Source organism: Peribacillus sp. 05N428 (assembly GCF_056397085.1).
In genome coordinates, this window is record NZ_JBFTMS010000003.1 from 38,891 (window position 1) to 59,633 (window position 20,743).

General features: G+C 42.7%; 22 protein-coding genes. 18 read left to right on the forward strand and 4 right to left on the reverse strand.

Translation table 11 applies throughout. The annotated features are described in order from the left end of the window. The first annotated feature begins 88 nt into the window (after positions 1 to 88). The 6 genes from AC1DIV_RS03490 to AC1DIV_RS03515 all read left to right on the forward strand — a co-directional run bounded on the left by AC1DIV_RS03490 (position 89) and on the right by AC1DIV_RS03515 (position 5,562). Positions 89 to 1,294, forward strand: a complete 1,206-nt coding sequence (locus AC1DIV_RS03490; RefSeq protein WP_191928736.1) for an MFS transporter — start codon at positions 89 to 91, stop codon at positions 1,292 to 1,294. A 173-nt stretch (positions 1,295 to 1,467) separates the two neighbouring features. Then, positions 1,468 to 2,310: an aldo/keto reductase gene (locus AC1DIV_RS03495; protein WP_477575749.1), complete on the forward strand. Its 843-nt coding sequence runs from the start codon at positions 1,468 to 1,470 to the stop codon at positions 2,308 to 2,310. 164 nt (positions 2,311 to 2,474) lie between these two features. Next, on the forward strand, positions 2,475 to 3,503 hold the full coding sequence (locus tag AC1DIV_RS03500; protein ID WP_477575887.1) for an NADH:flavin oxidoreductase/NADH oxidase: 1,029 nt from the start codon (positions 2,475 to 2,477) through the stop codon (positions 3,501 to 3,503). Positions 3,504 to 3,650: 147 nt separating this feature from the next. Then, positions 3,651 to 3,962 carry a rhodanese-like domain-containing protein gene (locus tag AC1DIV_RS03505; protein WP_477575751.1) on the forward strand — a complete coding sequence of 104 codons (312 nt, stop codon included), beginning with the start codon at positions 3,651 to 3,653 and terminating at the stop codon, positions 3,960 to 3,962. Positions 3,963 to 4,229: 267 nt separating this feature from the next. Next, positions 4,230 to 5,312, forward strand: a complete 1,083-nt coding sequence (locus AC1DIV_RS03510; RefSeq protein WP_477575753.1) for a tartrate dehydrogenase — start codon at positions 4,230 to 4,232, stop codon at positions 5,310 to 5,312. Between the two features lie 64 nt (positions 5,313 to 5,376). Beyond that, positions 5,377 to 5,562, forward strand: coding sequence for a sporulation protein Cse60 (locus AC1DIV_RS03515; RefSeq protein ID WP_048682016.1), 186 nt, complete (start codon positions 5,377 to 5,379; stop codon positions 5,560 to 5,562). A gap of 114 nt (positions 5,563 to 5,676) precedes the next feature. Here the strand turns inward: AC1DIV_RS03515 and AC1DIV_RS03520 are convergent, their stop codons facing one another. Continuing rightward, the gene (locus AC1DIV_RS03520) at positions 5,677 to 6,603 is read right to left on the reverse strand and encodes an SDR family oxidoreductase (protein WP_477575755.1); all 927 of its coding nucleotides are present in this window, start codon (positions 6,601 to 6,603) and stop codon (positions 5,677 to 5,679) included. Positions 6,604 to 6,750: 147 nt separating this feature from the next. On the opposite strand from AC1DIV_RS03520, the gene AC1DIV_RS03525 reads away from it, so the two are divergent. The 3 genes from AC1DIV_RS03525 (at position 6,751) to AC1DIV_RS03535 (ending at position 8,053) form a co-directional block, all read left to right on the forward strand. Then, positions 6,751 to 6,921 carry a hypothetical protein gene (locus AC1DIV_RS03525; RefSeq protein ID WP_164855101.1) on the forward strand — a complete coding sequence of 57 codons (171 nt, stop codon included), beginning with the start codon at positions 6,751 to 6,753 and terminating at the stop codon, positions 6,919 to 6,921. Positions 6,922 to 7,159: 238 nt separating this feature from the next. Continuing rightward, a complete protein-coding gene (locus AC1DIV_RS03530) occupies positions 7,160 to 7,720 on the forward strand; it encodes an MEDS domain-containing protein (protein WP_477575757.1) in 561 nt (186 codons plus the stop codon). A gap of 18 nt (positions 7,721 to 7,738) precedes the next feature. After that, complete coding sequence (locus tag AC1DIV_RS03535; protein ID WP_323596576.1) at positions 7,739 to 8,053, forward strand: MGMT family protein; 315 nt, start codon at positions 7,739 to 7,741, stop codon at positions 8,051 to 8,053. A 172-nt stretch (positions 8,054 to 8,225) separates the two neighbouring features. Here AC1DIV_RS03535 and AC1DIV_RS03540 read toward each other — a convergent pair whose 3' ends face one another. After that, positions 8,226 to 9,491 carry a BaiN/RdsA family NAD(P)/FAD-dependent oxidoreductase gene (locus tag AC1DIV_RS03540; RefSeq protein WP_477575759.1) on the reverse strand — a complete coding sequence of 422 codons (1,266 nt, stop codon included), beginning with the start codon at positions 9,489 to 9,491 and terminating at the stop codon, positions 8,226 to 8,228. Positions 9,492 to 9,696: 205 nt separating this feature from the next. On the opposite strand from AC1DIV_RS03540, the gene AC1DIV_RS03545 reads away from it, so the two are divergent. Together AC1DIV_RS03545 and AC1DIV_RS03550 are read left to right on the forward strand one after the other, a co-directional pair. After that, complete coding sequence (locus AC1DIV_RS03545) at positions 9,697 to 11,298, forward strand: putative polysaccharide biosynthesis protein (protein WP_048682008.1); 1,602 nt, start codon at positions 9,697 to 9,699, stop codon at positions 11,296 to 11,298. Between the two features lie 123 nt (positions 11,299 to 11,421). Continuing rightward, positions 11,422 to 12,144, forward strand: coding sequence for a pseudouridine synthase (locus tag AC1DIV_RS03550; protein ID WP_063594460.1), 723 nt, complete (start codon positions 11,422 to 11,424; stop codon positions 12,142 to 12,144). An 84-nt stretch (positions 12,145 to 12,228) separates the two neighbouring features. On the opposite strand, the gene AC1DIV_RS03555 is transcribed toward AC1DIV_RS03550, so the two are convergent. Continuing rightward, positions 12,229 to 12,450 (reverse strand): DeoR family transcriptional regulator, encoded by a 222-nt coding sequence (locus AC1DIV_RS03555; protein WP_034309346.1) that lies wholly within the window; start codon positions 12,448 to 12,450, stop codon positions 12,229 to 12,231. A 523-nt stretch (positions 12,451 to 12,973) separates the two neighbouring features. Here AC1DIV_RS03555 and AC1DIV_RS03560 point away from each other — a divergent pair. The 4 genes from AC1DIV_RS03560 to AC1DIV_RS03575 all read left to right on the forward strand — a co-directional run bounded on the left by AC1DIV_RS03560 (position 12,974) and on the right by AC1DIV_RS03575 (position 15,629). Next, positions 12,974 to 13,324, forward strand: coding sequence for a hypothetical protein (locus AC1DIV_RS03560; protein WP_034309343.1), 351 nt, complete (start codon positions 12,974 to 12,976; stop codon positions 13,322 to 13,324). 432 nt (positions 13,325 to 13,756) lie between these two features. Further along, positions 13,757 to 14,527 carry an isocitrate lyase/PEP mutase family protein gene (locus AC1DIV_RS03565; RefSeq protein ID WP_477575761.1) on the forward strand — a complete coding sequence of 257 codons (771 nt, stop codon included), beginning with the start codon at positions 13,757 to 13,759 and terminating at the stop codon, positions 14,525 to 14,527. Positions 14,528 to 14,550: 23 nt separating this feature from the next. Then, complete coding sequence (locus AC1DIV_RS03570) at positions 14,551 to 15,123, forward strand: bifunctional transcriptional activator/DNA repair enzyme AdaA (protein WP_477575763.1); 573 nt, start codon at positions 14,551 to 14,553, stop codon at positions 15,121 to 15,123. Between the two features lie 29 nt (positions 15,124 to 15,152). Continuing rightward, entirely contained in the window at positions 15,153 to 15,629 is a 477-nt protein-coding gene (locus tag AC1DIV_RS03575; RefSeq protein WP_477575765.1) for a methylated-DNA--[protein]-cysteine S-methyltransferase, read from the forward strand. Between the two features lie 759 nt (positions 15,630 to 16,388). On the opposite strand, the gene AC1DIV_RS03580 is transcribed toward AC1DIV_RS03575, so the two are convergent. After that, positions 16,389 to 17,147, reverse strand: coding sequence for a DeoR/GlpR family DNA-binding transcription regulator (locus AC1DIV_RS03580; RefSeq protein ID WP_048689394.1), 759 nt, complete (start codon positions 17,145 to 17,147; stop codon positions 16,389 to 16,391). Between the two features lie 228 nt (positions 17,148 to 17,375). Here AC1DIV_RS03580 and AC1DIV_RS03585 point away from each other — a divergent pair, with 228 nt between their 5' ends. Genes AC1DIV_RS03585 through AC1DIV_RS03595 form a run of 3 tightly spaced genes read left to right on the forward strand, consistent with a single transcriptional unit; the run spans position 17,376 to position 20,743 of the window. After that, on the forward strand, positions 17,376 to 18,128 hold the full coding sequence (locus AC1DIV_RS03585) for an ABC transporter ATP-binding protein (protein WP_048689392.1): 753 nt from the start codon (positions 17,376 to 17,378) through the stop codon (positions 18,126 to 18,128). After that, positions 18,121 to 19,737: an ABC transporter permease subunit gene (locus AC1DIV_RS03590; protein ID WP_477575767.1), complete on the forward strand. Its 1,617-nt coding sequence runs from the start codon at positions 18,121 to 18,123 to the stop codon at positions 19,735 to 19,737. Before AC1DIV_RS03585 ends, AC1DIV_RS03590 begins: the two co-directional genes overlap by 8 nt. 13 nt (positions 19,738 to 19,750) lie before the next feature. Continuing rightward, entirely contained in the window at positions 19,751 to 20,743 is a 993-nt protein-coding gene (locus AC1DIV_RS03595; RefSeq protein WP_340877242.1) for an extracellular solute-binding protein, read from the forward strand.

Consider the following 20,743-nt stretch of genomic DNA (forward strand, 5'->3'; position numbering starts at 1 on the left):
GCACACCGAATTCCACTGTACCATTTACAAAAAAAGTTGCTCAGGCAATTTCAATGATAGTACAAAACGACAAGAAGGAGAAGAGGATATGATTTCAAATAAAAATAGAAGTACATGGGCATTGCTGGCTTTAGCGATCAGTGCCTTTGCGATTGGAACAACTGAGTTCATCAGCGTGGGATTATTACCACTCATTTCTAAAGATTTACACATTACAGTGACGACGGCGGGACTGACGGTGTCCTTATACGCTTTGGGGGTCATGTTCGGGGCACCTATCCTGACATCATTGACATCGAATATGTCGCGAAAGACTTTATTGCTTTGGATAATGGTCGTGTTCATTATAGGAAATGCATTAGCGGCTTCTGCGACCACGGTCGGTGTATTATTGATCGCACGTGTCATTTCAGCGCTTGCACATGGTATCTTCATGTCAATCGGCGCTACGATTGCCGCTGATTTGGTCCCTGAAAACCGCAGGGCGAGTGCCATCGCCATCATGTTTACAGGTCTGACGGTGGCAACGGTGACCGGAGTTCCTTTTGGAACCTTCATCGGTCAGCAATTCGGCTGGAGATTCGCTTTCATCATCATAGTGGCAATCGGCTTGATCGCTTTCATCGGAAACGGCATCCTAGTCCCATCGGATTTAAGAAAAGCGGCACGGACCACTTTCCGTGACCAAATCAAATTGGTGACGAATGGGCGTTTGCTGCTAGTATTCATCATTACAGCGTTAGGGTATGGCGGTACATTCGTTGTCTTCACGTACCTGTCGCCTTTACTTCAGGAAGTGACAGGGTTTAAAGAAGGAACTGTTGCCTTGATTTTGTTAATATATGGAGTAGCCATAGCAATAGGAAATACCCTTGGCGGGAAATTCGCCAATCGCAATCCTATTAATGCCCTATTCTATATGTTTCTTATTCAGGCCATTGTTCTTGTGGTGTTGACTTTCACGGCACCGTTCAAGGTAGCTGGTTTAATTACGATCATTTTAATGGGATTGTTTGCATTCATGAATGTTCCGGGGCTTCAAGTGTATGTCGTCATGTTAGCGGAGCGTTTCGTGCCGAGTGCAGTGGACGTGGCGTCAGCCATCAATATTGCCGCCTTCAATGCGGGTATCGCCATTGGTGCCTACTTAGGAGGGGTGATAACGGATTCGATCGGATTGATCCATACAGCGTGGATAGGTGGGGTCATGGTGTTTGCAGCAGTGATTTTAACAGGATGGAGCCGGGCCCTGGAAAGTAAAGACCTTACCAAGGGAACGGACAAAATAGCATAGGATTTAAAAAGTGATGCATCTTAGAAAAAGCATGCTATGCGTATAGGGTATCAATGAAAAGTATCATTGCATCCCTTCAGTGAATGATGGAAGGTTCTCTGAAGGGATGTAATGATACTGATACTAAAAGCGCATTACAATCTATAAAAACAATCATCTGGAGGTAGAGTATTATGGTGAAAAACATACAAGATACAACTACATTGCATAACGGCGTCAAAATGCCTTGGTTCGGATTGGGCGTATTTAAGGTGGAAGAAGGACCGGAGCTGGTAAATGCAGTTAAAGTGGCCATTAAACATGGTTATCGCAGCATCGATACGGCTGCCATTTATGAAAACGAAGAAGGGGTTGGACAAGGGATCCGTGAGGGCTTAAAAGAAGCTGGAATCTCAAGGGAAGACTTATTCGTAACATCCAAAGTCTGGAATGCCGATTTAGGCTATGAATCGACAATTGCAGCTTACGAAAAAAGCTTACAGAAACTTGGCTTGGAGTACCTGGATTTATATCTTATCCATTGGCCAGTGGAAGGAAAATATAAAGAAGCTTGGAGAGCGTTGGAAACTCTATATAAAGAAGGAAAAGTGAAAGCGATCGGTGTGAGCAATTTCCAGATTCACCACCTAAAAGATTTAATGGAAGATGCAGAAGTGAAGCCGATGGTCAATCAAGTGGAATGCCATCCGCGTTTAACTCAAAAAGAAGTTCAGGCATTCTGTAAGGAACAAGGAATACAACTTGAAGCATGGTCTCCTTTGATGCAAGGTGAACTTCTTGATAATGAGGTTTTACAAGCTATTGCAACCAAGCATGGCAAATCTGTTGCACAAGTCATTTTACGCTGGGATTTACAAAATGGGATTGTAACGATTCCGAAATCAACTAAAGAACATCGTATTGTCGAAAACTCAACTGTATTCGATTTCGAATTGACCGAAGAGGAAATGAACCAAATTGATGGATTGAATCAGAATCACCGTGTTGGGCCAGATCCTGATAATTTCGACTTTTAATTAAGTATGAAGGAGAGGGACGGGATATCCGTCTTTCTCTTTTTTTATGGATTTCGCATCGGAATTTACAATGACAGCTTCGGGAATCTGATTAGTTGACACCGTATTACTGGGATGATATAAATGCATGTGCATGCATTATATAAAAAAGGAGATGAAGAATGATGAATGATTTATTTTCACCTTATCGCATAAAAGAACTTGAACTTAAAAATAGGATCGTCATGCCGCCGATGTGCCAATACTCCGTCGAAGCGGAAGATGGTATACCAACGAACTGGCACCAGCAGCATTATGTAAGCAGGGCAGTTGGCGGCACGGGGTTAATTATAGTGGAAATGACCGATGTGGAGCCTGATGGGCGCATTTCGAATCGCGATCTTGGATTATGGTCCGACGATCAAATTGGGGCTTTCTCCAACATCGTTAAGGAAGTTCATCAATACGGTGCAAAAATCGGGATACAAATTGCCCATGCAGGCCGTAAAGCGGAGGATGCGGAACCGCCGGTGGCACCTTCAGCCATTGCGTTTGATGAAACGTACAAAACACCAAGAGCTTTAGTAACGGAAGAAGTGAAGGAAATGGTCGATAAATTCCGGGCATCGGCCAGAAGGGCAGTTCAAGCAGGATTTGACGTAATCGAATTACATGGTGCACACGGGTATTTAATCCACCAATTCACATCACCGCTTACGAATAAACGTGATGACGAATATGGAAGAGACCTGACTAAATTCGGAGTGGAAGTCATTAAAGCAGTGAAAAGCGAAATGCCTGCCGACATGCCTTTAATCATGCGCATTTCTGCAAAAGAATACGTTGAAGGCGGATATGGTATTGAAGAAAGCATTGCATTTTCACAAGTCTTTAAAGAAGCGGGCGTCGATATGTTCCATGTAAGCTCTGGAGGAGAAGGCCCGATTGGAGCAGACGGAAGACCTGGTACCCATGCCAGCTATCAAACTCCGTTAGCCAGGGAAATCAAAAAAGCTTTGGATATTCCGGTGATTGCTGTAGGTCGATTAGATGATCCGATTCTTGCAAATTCAATCATTGGTAATGAAGAAGCGGATTTGGTTGCCGTCGGCAGAGGAATGCTGCGAAACCCTTATTGGGCACTTGAAGCATCTAAAGCTTTGAATATAAAAACGGAGATCCCTAAACAATATCAACTGGGATTCAAGCATTGATAAAACGCTGGCGAATTTTATATTCGCCGGCGTTTTTTCATTCAGTGCATGAGGGAATTTGCTTATGCGAATCCATTACGTGATGTTTAACTGGAAATTTTGCTATAATGATAAAGATAAATCAAACGATAATTCGAGGTGCTAATTATGGAAGAAATCAAAATCATTACAACGGAAGAAGTGGAAGCTAAGCTTGAGGCAGGAGAAGCGATGGAGCTTGTCGATGTTCGTGAAGACGAAGAAGTGCAAGAGGGTATGATCGAAGGCGCGAAACATATTCGCATGAATGATATCCCGGCGAACCTTGACTATTTTGATAAAGATAAAGAATATATCTTTATCTGCCGTTCAGGACGCCGCAGTGAAAATGTATGCCATTATCTTCAGGAACAAGGATATAAAGTGGCAAACATGGTTGGCGGAATGCTTGAATGGGACGGCGAAGTCATCGTTAAGTGAAGCTCTTCAAAAAGGCCTGTTACTTTTGTAAGCGTAAATCCAGGAATGTGACGGCTTATTTGAATGAAGAAAGAAAAAAGATCATGGTTTTTCACAATGCCGTGAATATGCGGAAAGACGTGCATATTTGAAGGCGTGAAAAAAAAGAGTCCTTTCATCATGAAAGGACTCTTTTTTCTATATGAACCTTACTTACGGGGATTCAAACGTTATATGTTAAAATTAGGGTGCCGAAGTCAGAAAATATAGAAAAAGGAGAGTTGAAGCATGAATGTTCATAAAATAGCGGTCATTGCAGGTGACGGGATTGGCCCTGAGGTGATTAATGAGGGTGTAAAGGTCCTTAAAGAAGTGGCGGCCATTGCCGGTGATTTTTCTTTCCAGTTCACCTATTTTCCATGGGGCTGTGAATATTACCTTGAGCACGGCAAAATGCTGCACGACGATGGACTGGAACAACTGATGAAGTTTGACGCCGTGTATCTGGGGGCTGTCGGTTATCCTGGTGTCCCGGACCATATTTCCTTACGTGAACTTCTGCTGAAGATCAGAAAGGGATTTGACCAATATGTGAATGTTCGACCCGTTAAATTGCTTCAAGGTGCACCCTGTCCATTAAAAGACGTGACTCGTGACCAAATCGATATGGTTGTCATCCGTGAAAACAGTGAAGGGGAATATTCCGGTGCCGGTGATTGGCTTTTTAAAGGCAAGCCGGAAGAAGTCGTCCTGCAGACGGGGGTCTTTTCACGAAAGGGAACCGAGAGGATCATCCGTTATGCTTATGAACTGGCGCGCAAGACGGGAAGGACGCTAACGAGCATAAGCAAGGCGAACGCATTGAATTATTCAATGGTTTTTTGGGATCAGGTTTTTGAAGAAATTGGACAGGAGTATCCGGAAGTAGAAACGAATTCCTATCTGGTCGATGCGGCAAGCATGTATTTTGTCAAACAGCCCGAACGGTTTCAAATCGTTGTCACCTCCAATTTGTTCGGTGACATCATAACGGATTTAGGTGCTGCCATTGCAGGCGGGATGGGACTGGCGGCCGGTGCCAATTTAAACCCGGAACGGATTTATCCTTCGATGTTCGAACCGATTCATGGTTCAGCCCCGGATATAGCACATCAAGGCATCGCCAATCCACTTGCGGCCATATGGTCCGCCAGTCAGATTCTCGATTTCTTTGGACATGAGGTTTGGGGTGCAAAAGTGTTGGACGTGATTGAACAGGCGATGGTCGATAAAAAGGTGCTGACTCCTGATATGGGCGGGGCAGCTTCTACAGAGGAAGTCGGGGATGAAGTGGTTAAAATATTATCCGCTTTACAAACAAATCAAGTATAAAAATCAAGTGAAAAGGGCATCCTGCACAATAACTATCATTATAGTAAAAGGGCGGGGAGAGCCGATGATACAAGTGAAATTATTTGATTATGAGCATGAAAAGGATCTAGAGGATGAAATGAACTTTTTCCTGGAAGACATTCGTGATAATCAAATTGTCGATATCAAATACAATGTCGCCACTACAGGTGAAGAGGAAGAGGAACAGATCTACTGTTTCAGTGCGATGATCATCTATAAAAAAAAATAAAGGCCGGCTGGCCCGATAATCAATAATAGACTACCTATTGCTTGCTGACGGGCAATCAAAGGTAGTCTTTTTTCCGTCTTACTTCCTCGGAAGTGGGCATGTTCGTTGTGGAAATTAGGACGATGTCGCTTCCCCGCCGTTGACATGAAGTGTTTGTCCTGTCACAAAACGGGAATCATCAGAGGCGAGATAGACAAAGGTGGGAGCCAGTTCAAATGGCTGGCCTTGACGCTCCATCGGATTATCGACTTGTGTCACTTCGTCTGCCGAGAAACTTGCCGGGATGAGGGGTGTCCAAAACCTTCCGGGCGCAATGGCGTTCACCCGGATGCCTTGATCGACAAGACTGTTTGCCAAGGCGCGGGTAAAACCAATGTTGGCCCCTTTAGTCGCCGTATAATCTATTAATTGCTTATTCCCATTGAACGTAACGACAGAAGATGTATTAATGATGGAGGACCCTGTTTTTAAATGGGGAAGGGCAGCACGCGTCGTGTAGAAGTGGGAATAGATATTCACTTTGAAGGTATCATCGAATTGCTCATCCGTAATATCAAGCAAGCTTAATTGCTGAAATTGAATGCCTACGTGGTTACAAAGAATATCGAGCTTTCCAAATGTTTCGATGGTGTCTTCCACGATGTTGATGCATTGCTGCTTATCCCTTAAGTCCCCAGGCAGCAGTAAGCAACGTTGCCCAAGCTCTTCAATTCTCGTTTTAGTCCGATTGGCATCCTCATGTTCATCCAAATAAGCGATGGAAACATCTGCCCCTTCTTTAGCAAAAGCGATGGCAGCCGCAGCGCCAATCCCGCTGTCTCCGCCAGTTATCAATGCGACTTTACCTGTTAATTTCCCGCTGCCCCTATAATTGGGATTTTCGATGATGGGCCTGGGCACCATTAATTTTTCTACACCGGGTTGGCGAAATTGGCGTTGCTCCGGAACCGTGATGGGTACGTCTTGATAACGGGTGATCTTCCCATAATTCGGATGCATGGGATAGCTACCGGATGATTTCTTTTTATTATCTTTAGCCATGAGGGGTCCTCCTAAAAAAGAATTTAGTCGGATTACTTTATGATGATCAGGCATATGCCGTGCATGAAGAACATGGATCGGGACGGGCTCGTTGCCGTGCGGCTCGAATATGCTGAAGGGTAGAAAAAAGTTTTTGGAGGCCTCTATATGCCATATTATTATAGCGAAGAAGTGAAGTGGTTATTGGTCGAACAATCTGATGAAAAAGTGGAGTTGTTATATGACTCCAACCCAAATACCTTTGAATTGCCGCTTATTGGACCAAGACCGCCATATTATTATAACCCGCGCTATGTGCCGTATTATCCCGTGATTTAAGAGTGAACATCAAAAGGGAAAATGCATGAAGTACGGAGTCTGCCGGATTGGGCTGCCTAGGTCTTTCTAAGAGTGGACTGAAAGCAGCCACAATTCGACTCAACTAAATTCCAGATCTTAACATGACATAAGGAAAAACTGATTATATTCTTCTACGAATTTTACAAACACGGAGATAATGGGTAAAGTTATACATAATACATAGAGCGGACTGGTGTATTTAAAGGAGAGATCCATTTTGGATAACAATATGAAACAACTAATAGAAAATCTACAGCAATCGGATGGTGGACATATCTTATACTGTTTTAATGAATTGGAAACCTACATTGAAAATGAGGCAACTTTCATCATTACCGGTGTTGAACAGGGAGACCATATCCTGGTCGTCGAAAATGACCGTATCTTTCCTTTCGTGTACAAAAAATTGCAGCTTCATTTAAATGAGAAGCAATTGGAGCAAGTGCATCTTATGAATAATTTTGATTTTTATTGTTTTCATGGAGACTTCCATCCTTCGACGATGGTTCATTATTTCTTGGAAAATATCGAGATATACACTAAAGGCAATCAGCACGTTCGGACTTGGGGCCATGTTGAATGGGGCCATGACGATCAAGTCAGCTTTGCGATAGGCGAATATGAAAAAGGGATCGACAAATTGATCAAGGAAAGAGGACTGATTTCTGTATGTGCATACGATGACTGCAGAGTGCCTGCCGAGCTTAAAACAAACTTGATCAAGCATCATGGGATCCTGATTACCGATGAAAAAATCACGATTTTAGCAAACGGATAGAATAAAGGGGCGAGGTATTTGGAAAGTTTTACTGAACGAGTCATTCATATCATACAACGAATCCCCCCCGGTAAAGTGATGACATATGGTCAAATAGGACAGCTCGCCGGAAGTCCGCGCGGTGCACGGCAGGTCGTAAGGATCCTTCATTCTAGCAGCAAAAAACATGACCTTCCTTGGCACCGGGTGATCAATGCCAAAGGTGAAATCGGGATAAAAGCGGAGGGCGCTGCAGAACACCAGAAGGCGATGCTCGAGAGTGAAGGCATTACGTTCACGGGCCGGAATACCATTGAACTCGAAGCATATCGCTATCATCCAGAAATATTTTAAACGCATAGCCGGATAGTATAGCCGGACGCGGGTTCGGTCGAAAAAGTACAGTGAAGGCCCAAACAAGAGCACCTACACCAGAATCAAAGCCTAACGGTCATCGAATGGATTTATAGGCTTACGAAATCGCAGTAAAAGAGGCTGATCCAAGCGGATCAGCCTCTTTTACGGATTATGAACGGGCAGACATGGCAGCATTCATGCCGGCGAGTCTGCCGGTTACTAATGCAGATGTGATATTGTAACCGCCTGTGTATCCGTGTATATCCAGAATTTCACCGCAGAAATACAGTCCGTCCATTAGTTTGGATGCCATTTCCTTTGGATGTATTTCTTTGACGGATACGCCGCCGCCTGTTACGAAGGCTTTTTCTAGCGGCTGGGTGCCGTGCACCCCGAATTGGAAGTCCTTGCATAATTCTGCAAAGCGGCGGATTTTTTCATTTGATATCGTCGCCCCTTGTTCTTGAAGGTCGATGCCGCTTCGCTCAAGCAGGAAGTGAAGGTATCGTTCAGGAACTAAACCTTTTAAGGTGTTTTTAATGGCTTTTTTCGGTTCGGTTTTTATTTCCTTCATGATGTCTTGAAAAACCTCTTCCTTGTTTCGGTCCGGCAGGGCATCAAGTTTCATGGTCACTTCCGACAGGTTCCATTTTTTCATCGCTTTCACGACAAATTGGCTGCATCTTAGAACAGCTGGACCGGAGACGCCAAAATGGGTGAAGAGCATATCCATTCTATGTGTGATCAGGGCCTTGCCCTTTGGGTTAAGGACACTCAATGAAACATCGCGAAGTGCAAGACCTTGAAGTGTTCGATCTTTAATGAATGTTTCATGGCTAAGTACGGGAACTTCAGTCGGGAACAATTCGGTAATCGTATGCCCCGCCTTTTTAGCCCATGCGTAGCCGTCTCCCGTTGAGCCAGTGTGGGGAACTGATTTCCCGCCGACTGCAATCACGACTGCATCCGTGTCAATGGTCTGGCCATCTTTTAACCGGACACCGCTGGTTTTTCCATGTTCATAGAGAACTTCCGCAACTGGAGAGTTCTTGTAGATCGTTACTTTTAAATTCGACAGGCGCGTCAGAAGGGCATCCACGACGCTTTGCGCTTTATCATTGACAGGAAACATCCGGCCATGGTCCTCTTCTTTTAGAGCCACGCCCAATTTTTCAAAGAATTGAATAATGTCCTCATTATTGAACTCTGAGAAAGCACTGTATAGAAATCGCCCGTTTCCAGGGATATGCTGAATGATTTCATCGATTGAGAGCCTGTTCGTCACGTTGCAGCGTCCCCCGCCCGAGATTGCAAGTTTCCTTCCAAGCTTCTCGCCTTTATCCACTAACAATACATGGGCACCTTTTTCCCCGGCCGCTATTGCTGCCATCAATCCGGAAGGACCGCCGCCAATTACCACTACATCATATTTCAAATTGATCACCACTTTATCATTTTCAGTCCCTTCATTATATAGCAAGAGCCCGTCAGATTGCGAATGTAGAAAAAAAGGAATTATTTGTTTGTGTATTATCCTCGAAAACGATAAACTTGAATGTAGTTTTCTATAGAAAAAATACTTTAATATGATAAGATAAAGAGCGTGTGAAACGTAACTGACAGAGGCAGGAAGGGATTAGATGTCATCTAAGTTTTTAAAAGGGGCTTTTATATTAACGCTGGGAGCTATCATTTCCAAGGTTCTTGGTTTATTTTATGTCATCCCATTTGAACATATGGTTGGGAATAAAGGGGCTACCCTCTATCAATATGGATACGTTCCATATACCATTTTCATTAGCTTTGCAACGGCCGGCATGCCGCTTGCAGTATCTAAATTCATCTCGAAGTATAATGCGCTCGAGGAATACGCAGTCGGTGAGAAGTTATTTAAATCGAGCCTGAAATTAATGGTAATCACCGGTTTTCTCGCTTTTTTGATTCTCTATACGATGGCCCCGCTGTTTACTGGAGTCTTTGGGGTCAAGCCGGAAGATGCTGCGGATGTCACGGAGATCATTCGGGCAGTCAGCTTCGCCTTGATTTTTGTACCGTTCATGAGCATCATCCGCGGCTTCTTTCAAGGGCATGAAGCGATGGAACCAACGGCCATTTCCCAGGTTGTCGAACAAATTGTCCGCATCGTGTTCCTTCTGGCCGGTGTGTATGTTGTTTTGAATGTCCTTGACGGAGAGTTAGTGAGAGCCATCCAAATAGCTACCTTCGCGGCGACGGTCGGGGCTGTCGGCGGTTTAGTGGTGTTATTTTGGTATTGGAAAAAACAAAAACCATATTTGGACAGCTTGATGAAGAAAGACAGGGGAACGATGGAAATTTCCCTGAAGGAGATTTATAAAGAAATATTCCTTTCGTCGATTCCTTTCATATTCGTCGGAATCGCGATGCCAATGTTTCAGTTGGCTGACTTATTGTCTTTCAATAAGGCGATGTCGTCGATCGGGCTGCAGCATGTTGCTGAGGATGCACTAGGGGTGTTGAATGTGTATGCCCAGAAGCTTGTCTTGATTCCGATGACGCTTGCAACCGGGTTTTCGATGGCGCTTCTTCCTTCGGTGACGAAGGCATATGTAAGCGAGGATTCAAACGAGTTCAACCGCCAGCTGAACCAAGCCTTTCAAATTTTGTTGTTCATTACGATTCCAGCAGTCGTTGGCATGTCTGTGCTGGCCGATCCAATCTATAGTGCCTTTTACAGCCATGATCCACTTGGAATCAGTGTCCTGAAGGCATATGCGCCCGTTTCCATCTTGTTTGCACTTTTTTCCGTTTCGGCCGCTGTATTACAAGGGATCAATCAGCAAAAATATACAGTGCTCAGCCTGCTTGTGGGCTTTTTAATCAAATTGAGCTTGAATATCCCGTTGATCAAGTTGTTTGAAACGGAAGGATCCGTTTATGCTACGGCATTCGGCTACTTGGCTGCCGTGCTGCTGAATTTGTATGTCATTACCTACTTTACTGGATATCGTTACAGCCTTACCATCAGAAGATCTGTTTTGATCACAGTTTTTTCAATAATAATGGGACTGGCTGCCTGGGGCATGAACAGTTTATTATCGCTATGGCTTACAACGGAAGGGCGCTTCCAGGCGATTTTGATCGTGGCCGTTTGTGCAATTTTTGGAGCGCTCGTTTATGCGGCTCTTTCCTTGAAAAGCAAACTTGCCCATCGTTTGTTCGGTGCCCGGATCGATCGGTTAAAAGCTAAATTGGGATTGTAAGCTGGAAGTTTGATGTGTAAAAAAAAGGGTATTGAATGGTGAATCCCCGATTAAAATATATTGGCCTTGCCTGTCATTAAAGTGGGCAAGGCTTTTTACTGAAAAAGGCTTTAGGAGGAAACGATGAGAATAGATAAGATTTTATCCAATATTGGTTATGGCAGCAGGAAAGAAGTGAAAAAGCTCCTGAAATCCGGCGCCGTCAAGGTTAATGAAAGGCTGATTAAGGATCCGAAGGAACAAGTGGACCCTGATGCGGAAAACGTGACGGTTCATGGTGAGCGGGTTGAATATAGGGAATTCATTTATTTAATGATGAATAAACCGCCGGGCGTATTGTCGGCAACGGAAGATAACTACCAAGAAACGGTCATCGACATCTTGGAGCCGGAAGATTCGGTATTCGAGCCATTTCCTGTAGGCCGTCTTGATAAGGACACAGAAGGTTTATTGCTGATCACGAATGACGGAAAGCTTGCCCACCAACTGCTTTCCCCAAAGAAACATGTCCCTAAAACATATTTTGCGGTCATTGATGGCGAAGTGACGGAACGGGATATCGAGGCATTCCGCAACGGCGTGACCTTGGATGATGGATACGAAACAAAACCAGGTGAATTGAACATTTTAAAATCAGGTCTGACATCGGATATCGAGCTGACGATCATGGAAGGAAAGTTCCATCAGGTGAAGCGGATGTTTGAGGCCGTTGGCAAACGTGTCGTCTACCTAAAGCGTCTTTCCATGGGGAGTTTACAGCTTGATGAGGAACTCGAGCTTGGTGAATACCGTGAGTTGACGGCGGAGGAGCTTGAACAGTTAAAGGCGGGCCAACCGGCTGAATGATAGCTGGACACAAAAAATGAGGCGGACAATATTGTCCGCCTCAAAGTATTTTACATATCGATCTTGTTCGGGTGGTCGTTCTTTTTACGATGACATCTTCACCTTTTTACTTGTTGTCGTCCAAAGGCCTCGGCTTGGGCTTTGAACAAGGTCATTGTATGCTAAGACATTTAAATCGCGCTGCACAGTTCGAGGAGTGATGCCAAATTCTTCTACAAGCTCTTGAGTAGAAACCGTACCGTTATTGCTAATGAACATATAAACGGATTTAATACGGGTTAACATGCGATTTGTTGAAGGTTTCAAAAAATCACTCCTTATTCTTTTCATTGTTATTTTGAACAAATGAAAACAACCGATATGTCGGACAGCATTCCAGCTGTCACTATGTACTTGCTATACCCACCCTATAACTCCTCGGAAACATTAGAAAAAATAAGATGTCATTAGCTTCATTCTACCCCTTTGCAAAAGCAAATTCTAGGAAAAGATACTAATTGACTAAATATTACATTTATTATATCAAATTTTAACAAAATTATTCTCATTGCCTATACAAAATTAATAAAGAGCTGTTCCATTTGTTCATGCTCATATTTTGCCAATAAAGAATGCTTACTATGCACCCAACACGAACGTTGACTTTTAAAGCATAAACATGTTATTTTACTTAAAACGCCCCTTAAATCGTAATTATTACGCTTTATGTGTTGATGGAGGAATTGCTTGATGGCTTGCCGTTACGATGTCATAATGAGGTATCGGGCAGTATAGACTTTTCATACATATCCAAGAGATTTAAATATAAACCAATTCGAGGTAGAGCCATATGAACGATAGATTAATGGAGTTTTTATTGCGCGACGAAGTGACCAGACTTTCTGGCGTCAAAAAACAAGTGTATGAATTCATCGTGAACGAAGAAGATTATCTTGCATCGAAGGCGGACACGGTCGATCAATTCATGAGATTGCTGGTCAAGCATTCTCCGCCCAGGCTTGCAGCCCGTCATTTCAACATGCCATATGGGGAAATCATCCGTTTCATGAATGAAATAGAAGATGAACTGAATGAGAGATTAGAGGAAAGATGCAAGAAAGTGAAGTGGATGGACTACACGGAAAAGGACCAGCAGGCATTTGAGGAATATCATAGGAAGTTATATCTTTTCGTAAATTAATCAATTGGATCATGAAAATGCCCCGGAATGAAAGGGCATTTCAGACTGTAGCCAAACTCGATGAAAATCGAATTTGTCTACAGTTTTTTTTGCTTGTACAAATTTAGACGTTGATTGGAACGTAGGGCACTCGCTTTCCGCGGGCGGTCCGCCCTCGGCGCACTTACGCCTGTGGGGTCTCCCTTGGACTCGCTATTCCCGCAGGAGTCTCGCACCTTCCGTTCCAAACACCTTTGTAATAACCTTAGATAGAACCCTTTGTATACAAACTGAAATGCCCTGGTATGAAAGGGCATTTTTTTTTGTCCGAAACCGTTAAACGGGTATCCAGCACAAACATTGTTTGAATGGACCATAAGAGCAAGAATGAGGACGATTTGGAGCTGGGTTGATTGTTAAAATGAGGTCAAATAAATTTTAGGAGCAACTATAATGACTAACATTAAGGAATTCAATGAATTACACTTTTCGAAGGACCTGTTGATATTGGGGAACGCCTGGGATCTATTATCGGCCTTGATTCTCGAGAAATCAGGATTCAAGGCGATTGGAACGACAAGCTGGGGAATTGCCAACTCACTGGGTTATTCTGATGGCGAAGTGATTGATTTTGAAAGACATTTAAGTATCATTAAACTAATTGCGGATAATGTGAAAATTCCCGTCACCGCGGACATTGAAGCAGGCTATGGTGAAACCGCAGACAAGATTGTCGATAATGTGTTAAGGACAGCAGACGCCGGTGTAGCCGGGATCAATATTGAGGATTCCCTCAAAAAACAAAAAGGGCTAAGAGAAATATATCAACACTGCAGCCTGCTATTAAAAATAAGGGAAGCGTTGGATTATAATGGGTATGAAGGTTTTTACATCAATGCCAGAACAGATACTTATTTTCAAAAAGAAAATCCTTTCCCGGAAACGGCAGAGCGGGCAAAAGCGTATGTGGAGAGTGGTGCCAGCGGAATATTCATCCCTGGAATAACGAACCATGATGAAATAAAGGAAATCACTTTGAATATAGGTGCTCCCCTTAATGTATTATCTTTACCTGGATTGACGAATGGTAAGGAGCTTGAAGAATTAGGCGTAAAACGTCTCAGTTTCGGGAATGCCCTGTTCGATAAAGCCATTGAATTGTTAGAACGAGATACAGCACGAATAGTAGAGCTAAGTGACACCTCACATTTATATGGGAAGTAAAACCTGAAAGGATGCGGAGTATAATGGCTGTTGCTATAAATCTTTCTTTTGAAGAAATGTGGGAGAAAATCATTGCTTGCGACCCTAAATATGACGGATTATTCTTTACCGCAGTAAAGACAACTAAAATATACTGCCGCCCTTCCTGCAGGTCAAGGAAGCCGAAAAAAATAAATGTGAAATTCTATCATGACATCGATGAAGTTGAAAAGGCCGGTTTCCGTGCTTGCAAACGATGCCAACCGGAAGTTGATGATTCCCCTCAATTAGGACTTGTAAGAGATATCATCGCTTTCTTGGTCAATCAGTATAATCAAAAAGTTGAATTAAAGGATATTGCCAATCATGTCGGTTTAAGTTCCTATTATCTAGAGCGGCTGTTCAAAAAGGAAACATTAGAAACTCCCCGTTCCTATTTGGAAAAAATAAGAGTGGATAAAGCTTCATACCTTCTAACAAGCACAAGTCTAACGAATCTTGAGATTTGCCTTGAAGTGGGCTTCCAAAGCCCTTCAAACTTTTATAAAGTATTTCGCCGTTTGAAAAATTGTACTCCCAGTGAATACCGCAACTTGAATCATAAGAATCGAGTGTAATTCACATATACAGAAATGGAGGTCTTTATATGAGTGAATTATATAAACTAGATTATGAATCACCGATAGGAGTTATCGAGATATCAGGAACGAATGATGCCATCCGTTCCATAATGTTCGCTGAAAGGGATATAAAGATAAATATTATGCAAGAGCACACGCCTCAGGTTTTGGCGGAGTGCTTTAGTCAGCTTGATGAGTATTTCAAAGGTGAACGCAGGGAATTTACATTTCCTTATACCCTTGAAGGGACCATCTTCCAAAAAAACGTGTGGAACGCATTAACGGGAATCCTGTACGCTAACACGGGTTCCTATAAAGACATCGCCGTTTCAATCGGTAATGAAAAAGCCATTAGGGCAGTAGGGAGCGCTAATGGCAGAAATAAGTTAAGCATCGTGATTCCTTGTCATCGAATAATAGGTTCAAATGGGAAATTAACTGGTTATGCGGGTAGCTTGTGGAGAAAGGAATGGCTCCTTCAGCATGAAAGGAATTTTAATTGAGGTACTAGGCTTTATGGGAATCACCGGGACCGGTCAGAGTCAAAACCAGAAATTAGCCTGAGTTTCACTCTCCATTGATGGAGGACACAGTTTTATTATTTCAAGTTGCAGTTGATTTCAGAAATCCGCTCCCTTTCCGCCGACTGTCGCCAAGCCGCATCAAAGCAAGCGTCTGTGGGGTCTCGGCTAGCCCGTTATTCGGCAAGTGGTGTCGCAAATTCCTTCCATCCATTAAGGAGAACAGGGAAAAACATGAAGGATAAACTAGTCTTAAAGAGGGTTCGGAATAAGATAAGCCTGCATTTTTTTCATTTAAAACACGTTAGTTGATTGGAACGGAAGGTACGAGACTCCTGCGGGAAAAGCGAGTCCAGGGGAGACCCCACAGGCGCAAGGCGCCGAGGAGGCTCCCGGACCGCCCGCGGAAAGCGAGTGCCTGGAGTGGAAATCAAAATTTTACACCGCCTCAAAAAAACTGTGGACAAAAGGATTTTATCTTTTAACACAAAGTTAATTGGAACGTAAGGTATGAGATTCCCCGGGAAAAGTGAATGCCTKAAGTGGAAATCAACGTTGTGATGAAGGTGATGCTTTGGGCAAATTGGTCCCTGAACATCATGTAGACCTGCAATTATTGATTTCCCGAAGATGATCGCCCAAATTAGACTTGCTAAACGTCCTTTAACCGAATGCACTTGCATTCGCTGAACCTCAAAAACGGGAATTATACTATTGTATAATTCCCGTTTTTTCTTGCTTTTAAGAAAGAATCAAATGTGTGCCGGTCTCTTTAAACGAAGAGATGAAATCTTTAGGCAGATGATCGTCAGTAATGATGTAATCGATTTTATCCAGTGACGATATTCCGATGGTCACGTCTTTGCCGAACTTGGAGCTGTCAGCGGCAACAAAGACTTCTTGGGATAAATCAATGATTTTTTTTCGTGTGTTCGCTTCTTCTAAATTATAGTCGGATATGCCTTTTTCAACGGTTATGCCACTCGCACAAATGAATGCTTTTGAAATATTCAATTCACTGAAGTTGAATAAGTAGTCGAATGCAACGATGGATTGTTCATTTCTCCTGACTTTCCCGCCTATGATCAATATCTCGATATCGCTATGAATGAGCTCATTTATAACAGGAATTGAACTGGTTATCACGGTCAGTTTCTTTTTCTGTTTTATATATTTAGCGATTTGATAGGTTGTCGAACCACTATCGATATAAATGCAATCACCATCGTCGATATACTCACTGCATTTTTGGGCGATGGTTTCCTTTTCTTCTAATTGACTGAACATCCTTTCATCTATCGTCGATTCCCCAAACTTCGATTGAACCAGCTTAACGCCTCCATAGATCTTTTCAATTTTTCCCTGCCTTGTAAGAAGGTTTATATCCCTTCTGATGGTTTCGATGGAAACTTGCATTTCTTCAGTAAGCTCGGCAATCTTCATCACTTTTCTAATCGTTAATAACTCGATGATCTTCTTTTGCCTTTCAAGAGGAAGCATAAGTTACACCCACCTATTCTTCATATCTATCTTCCTGATATTCAGTTTAAGTGTACTGTTTACCGCGAACATATTCAACATATAGATGATAAAAATATCATTAGTTGGTCAACAGTTAGTAGCAATTTAGTAAAAAGATGTTCAATATTTACAGAGTATTTACAAATATCTCAAATTCGGTTTACAAAGGGCTTTTATACTAAGGGTGTATTAAAGGAGGTGAACGGTTTGCTAAAACTACAAAATATTAGCAAGCAATTCGATGGAAAATCAGTTTTGGATCATATAAATCTTGAAATTAAAACGGGGGAAATCGTTTCACTATTAGGACCAAGTGGAAGCGGCAAAACTACTTTATTACATATAATTTTGGGCTTGACGGGTATCAATCATGGAAAAATCATTTTCAATGATACCGATTTGAGTAACGTGCCCATGAAAGACCGGGGATTTAATATCGTTTTCCAGGATTACGCTCTTTTCCCGCATTTGAATGCCTATGAAAATATCGTTTATGGATTGAGGAACAGGAAGGGGTCCGTTTCCAAGGAAGAGCTTCAGGAATACATCGATTTCCTGGAATTAACGCCGCATTTGAAAAAAAGGATCAGCGAATTATCAGGGGGTCAGAAACAAAGGGTTTCGATCGCAAGGACTCTTGTAATGAAGCCGAAAATCCTCTTACTTGATGAGCCGCTGAGTGCTTTGGATGGTGTGATCAAGGAATCGATAAAGGAACGCATCAAATCCATTGCCCGCGAATTTAAGCTGACGACCATCATAGTGACTCATGACCCGGAAGAGGCTTTGACGATGTCGGATAAGATTTTGATCATTAATCAAGGGAATATTTCTCAATTTGGATCGCCGCAAGAAATCATCAATCAGCCAGCCAATGATTTTGTTAAGGAATTCATTCTTAAACAGCTGGAGATCAAGAGAGAAAATATTTATAACTTATTCGGTGAAAAGTATGCCTGATGTAAAACCGGCAATGAGAATCATTTATATACCTATCTTACTGCTATTTGCCGCTTTTCTTTTCTTGCCGCTTGGCATGTTGTTCGTCCGTTCTTTTGAAACGGCAGATGGAATCAATCTCTCGAATTATCTAACGGTCCTTTCAAATGCTGAGCTGATGAAGTCATTTGGAAACAGTGTGAAAATCTCGGGACTCACAGCCGTCATTACGACCGTTTTAGCCTTTTTCCTGGCCTATTCCATCCATTGCACCCGATTATATAGGCCATTAAAAAGTGTAATTAAAACCGGGATCCTTATTCCGATGCTGCTTCCGACAATCACATTCGGGTTTGCGATCATCTACTCTTTCGGCAATCAAGGAATCATAACGAAGATTTTTGGAAGGAATCTCTTCGATATATATGGATTTAATGGATTATTGATAGGTTATGTGATCTATACATTGCCATCAGCTTTTCTTCTCATTAATAATTCCTTCAAGTACATGGATAAAAAGTTCATCATCGTCTCAAAATTAATGGGTGACGGAACGATAAGAAGTTTCTTGAATACGATCATACGGCCATTGTCAGGAACTTTAGGTGGAGCTTTTGTACTTTCCTTCATCTTGAGCTTCACCGATTTTGGGATACCGGCTTCGGTCGGCGGGACCTACTCCGTCGTTGCGACGCAATTGTATCAAGTCATGCTGGGTTCCATCCCTGATTTCAATAATGGCGCAGTGATTGCCATTCTCATGCTCATTCCGGTAGTATTCAGTGTTTTCCTATTAAACTATCTGGAAAAACTTAATTTTCATTATGACAAGTTCAGCGATATTGAATTGACGCAGCACAAAGGGAGGGATATCTGTTTTGGCGGTATTTCGCTGCTGGTCTTAATAGGAATGTTTTCTGTATTTGCAGTCATGTTCATTGCACCATTTTTAACTAGTTTCCCTTACGATCTCACCTTCACCTTAAAGCATTTTATCGACACATTCCAATCGAGCGATTTAACGGCAGTCTATAAAAACTCCTTATTCGTTGCCTTGATGACGGCCGTACTGGGAACGTTCATCGCCTTTAGCTCGGCGGTCTTGAATGTCAGGACGCCCCTTAAAGGGAAATCATCAATGGATGTCATTTCGATGCTGACGAATACAGTACCGGGAATGGTGTTGGGTTTATCGTATTTGCTGCTGTTCAACGGCAGCAGCTGGAAGGGGACCTTTGCCATCATCATTCTATGTAACATGGTCCACTTCTTTACGACACCCTATTTAATGGCGAAGAACTCTTTATCCAAAATGAACCCTGCTTGGGAAACCACCGGGAATTTATTGGGGGATAGCTGGTTCGGGACAATCTATCGTGTCATTCTGCCTAACTCGGCATCTACGGTTATCGAGATGTTCAGCTATTATTTCATCAATAGTATGGTGACGATCAGCGGAATCATCTTTTTGGTCACGGCCCAAACCACATTAGTGGCCAGTAAAATTAAAGAGCTTCAGCATTTTGCCAAATTCAATGAAATATTCATCCTGTCTCTACTTATCTTTTTTACAAATCTAGTCGTGAAGCTGCTTTGTGATCATTATCAAAAAAGACAATTCAAACATTAATGAGGGGGATATTATGTCTAAAACGATCAAGATAGCCTTACTTTCTTTAGTTGCTCTAAGTTTGGTATTTGTATTGGTGGGCCGTAACAGCGGCAAAGCGGATGAGGAAAAGGTGGTCATTTATACGAATGGCGATGAAGAAGCCACTGCCGCAATGGAGACTTCGCTGAAAGATGCCGGATACGAAGGGAAATATGTCCTTCAATCATTAGGCTCATCTGAATTAGGAGGGAAACTGCTCGCAGAAGGAGATGAAATCGAGGCTGATGTCGTGACGATGAGTTCCTATTTCATTGAAAGCGCACAGGAACAGCACTCCATGTTTAAGGACCTGTCATTCAGTACAAAAGCATTGGAAAAAAAACCAGCCTATTATACACCGATTTTGGCCAATACCGGTTCCATTTTTGTGAATACGGAAGTGCTTAAACAAAAAGACCTGCCGATGCCTACCTCGATTAAGGATTTAACAAAGCCGGAATATAAAGGGCTCGTTTCAATTCCTAATATCCTGGACTCTTCAACAGGGTGGCTGTTAGTTCAAGCAATAATCAGTCAATACGGTGACGCAGAGGGCAAAAAGGTTCTCCATGATTTAATAGCGAATAGCGGTCCGCACCTTGAGAGCTCAGGTTCAGGCCCGATCAATAAAGTTCAAGCAGGGGAAGTGGCTGCCGGTTTTGGTTTACGTTATCAAGCCGTGATGGCTAAAGAGTCGGGCTTACCGATCAAATTCGTCGATCCGGCTGAGGGGAATTTCTCCTACACGGAATCCGTGGCTGTCGTGAATAAAGATAATGAAGCTAAAACAAATTTAGCGATGAAAATGGCAGAAACGATCAGTAAAGATGCTAGAAAAGAACTATTGAAACATTACCCGGTCGCACTTTATGAAGGTGAAAAGGTAACGGAAAAGAATAAACCGGCCCACCCTATGAAATTCAAGCAGCCCCTAACGGTCGAATTATTGAAACAGCACCAAGAGTTCTTTAAATCAGCACAATGA

Bases quoted from the DNA above. Each gene is read 5' to 3' on its own strand.
- AC1DIV_RS03490 (WP_191928736.1), top strand. From the start codon at position 89: ATGATTTCAAATAAAAATAGAAGTACATGGGCATTGCTGGCTTTAGCG.
- AC1DIV_RS03495 (WP_477575749.1), top strand. From the start codon at position 1,468: ATGGTGAAAAACATACAAGATACAACTACATTGCATAACGGCGTCAAA.
- AC1DIV_RS03500 (WP_477575887.1), top strand. From the start codon at position 2,475: ATGAATGATTTATTTTCACCTTATCGCATAAAAGAACTTGAACTTAAA.
- AC1DIV_RS03505 (WP_477575751.1), top strand. From the start codon at position 3,651: ATGGAAGAAATCAAAATCATTACAACGGAAGAAGTGGAAGCTAAGCTT.
- AC1DIV_RS03510 (WP_477575753.1), top strand. From the start codon at position 4,230: ATGAATGTTCATAAAATAGCGGTCATTGCAGGTGACGGGATTGGCCCT.
- AC1DIV_RS03515 (WP_048682016.1), top strand. From the start codon at position 5,377: ATGATACAAGTGAAATTATTTGATTATGAGCATGAAAAGGATCTAGAG.
- AC1DIV_RS03520 (WP_477575755.1), bottom strand. From the start codon at position 6,603: ATGGCTAAAGATAATAAAAAGAAATCATCCGGTAGCTATCCCATGCAT.
- AC1DIV_RS03525 (WP_164855101.1), top strand. From the start codon at position 6,751: ATGCCATATTATTATAGCGAAGAAGTGAAGTGGTTATTGGTCGAACAA.
- AC1DIV_RS03545 (WP_048682008.1), top strand. From the start codon at position 9,697: ATGTCATCTAAGTTTTTAAAAGGGGCTTTTATATTAACGCTGGGAGCT.
- AC1DIV_RS03550 (WP_063594460.1), top strand. From the start codon at position 11,422: ATGAGAATAGATAAGATTTTATCCAATATTGGTTATGGCAGCAGGAAA.
- AC1DIV_RS03560 (WP_034309343.1), top strand. From the start codon at position 12,974: ATGAACGATAGATTAATGGAGTTTTTATTGCGCGACGAAGTGACCAGA.
- AC1DIV_RS03565 (WP_477575761.1), top strand. From the start codon at position 13,757: ATGACTAACATTAAGGAATTCAATGAATTACACTTTTCGAAGGACCTG.
- AC1DIV_RS03570 (WP_477575763.1), top strand. From the start codon at position 14,551: ATGGCTGTTGCTATAAATCTTTCTTTTGAAGAAATGTGGGAGAAAATC.
- AC1DIV_RS03575 (WP_477575765.1), top strand. From the start codon at position 15,153: ATGAGTGAATTATATAAACTAGATTATGAATCACCGATAGGAGTTATC.
- AC1DIV_RS03580 (WP_048689394.1), bottom strand. From the start codon at position 17,147: ATGCTTCCTCTTGAAAGGCAAAAGAAGATCATCGAGTTATTAACGATT.
- AC1DIV_RS03590 (WP_477575767.1), top strand. From the start codon at position 18,121: ATGCCTGATGTAAAACCGGCAATGAGAATCATTTATATACCTATCTTA.
- AC1DIV_RS03595 (WP_340877242.1), top strand. From the start codon at position 19,751: ATGTCTAAAACGATCAAGATAGCCTTACTTTCTTTAGTTGCTCTAAGT.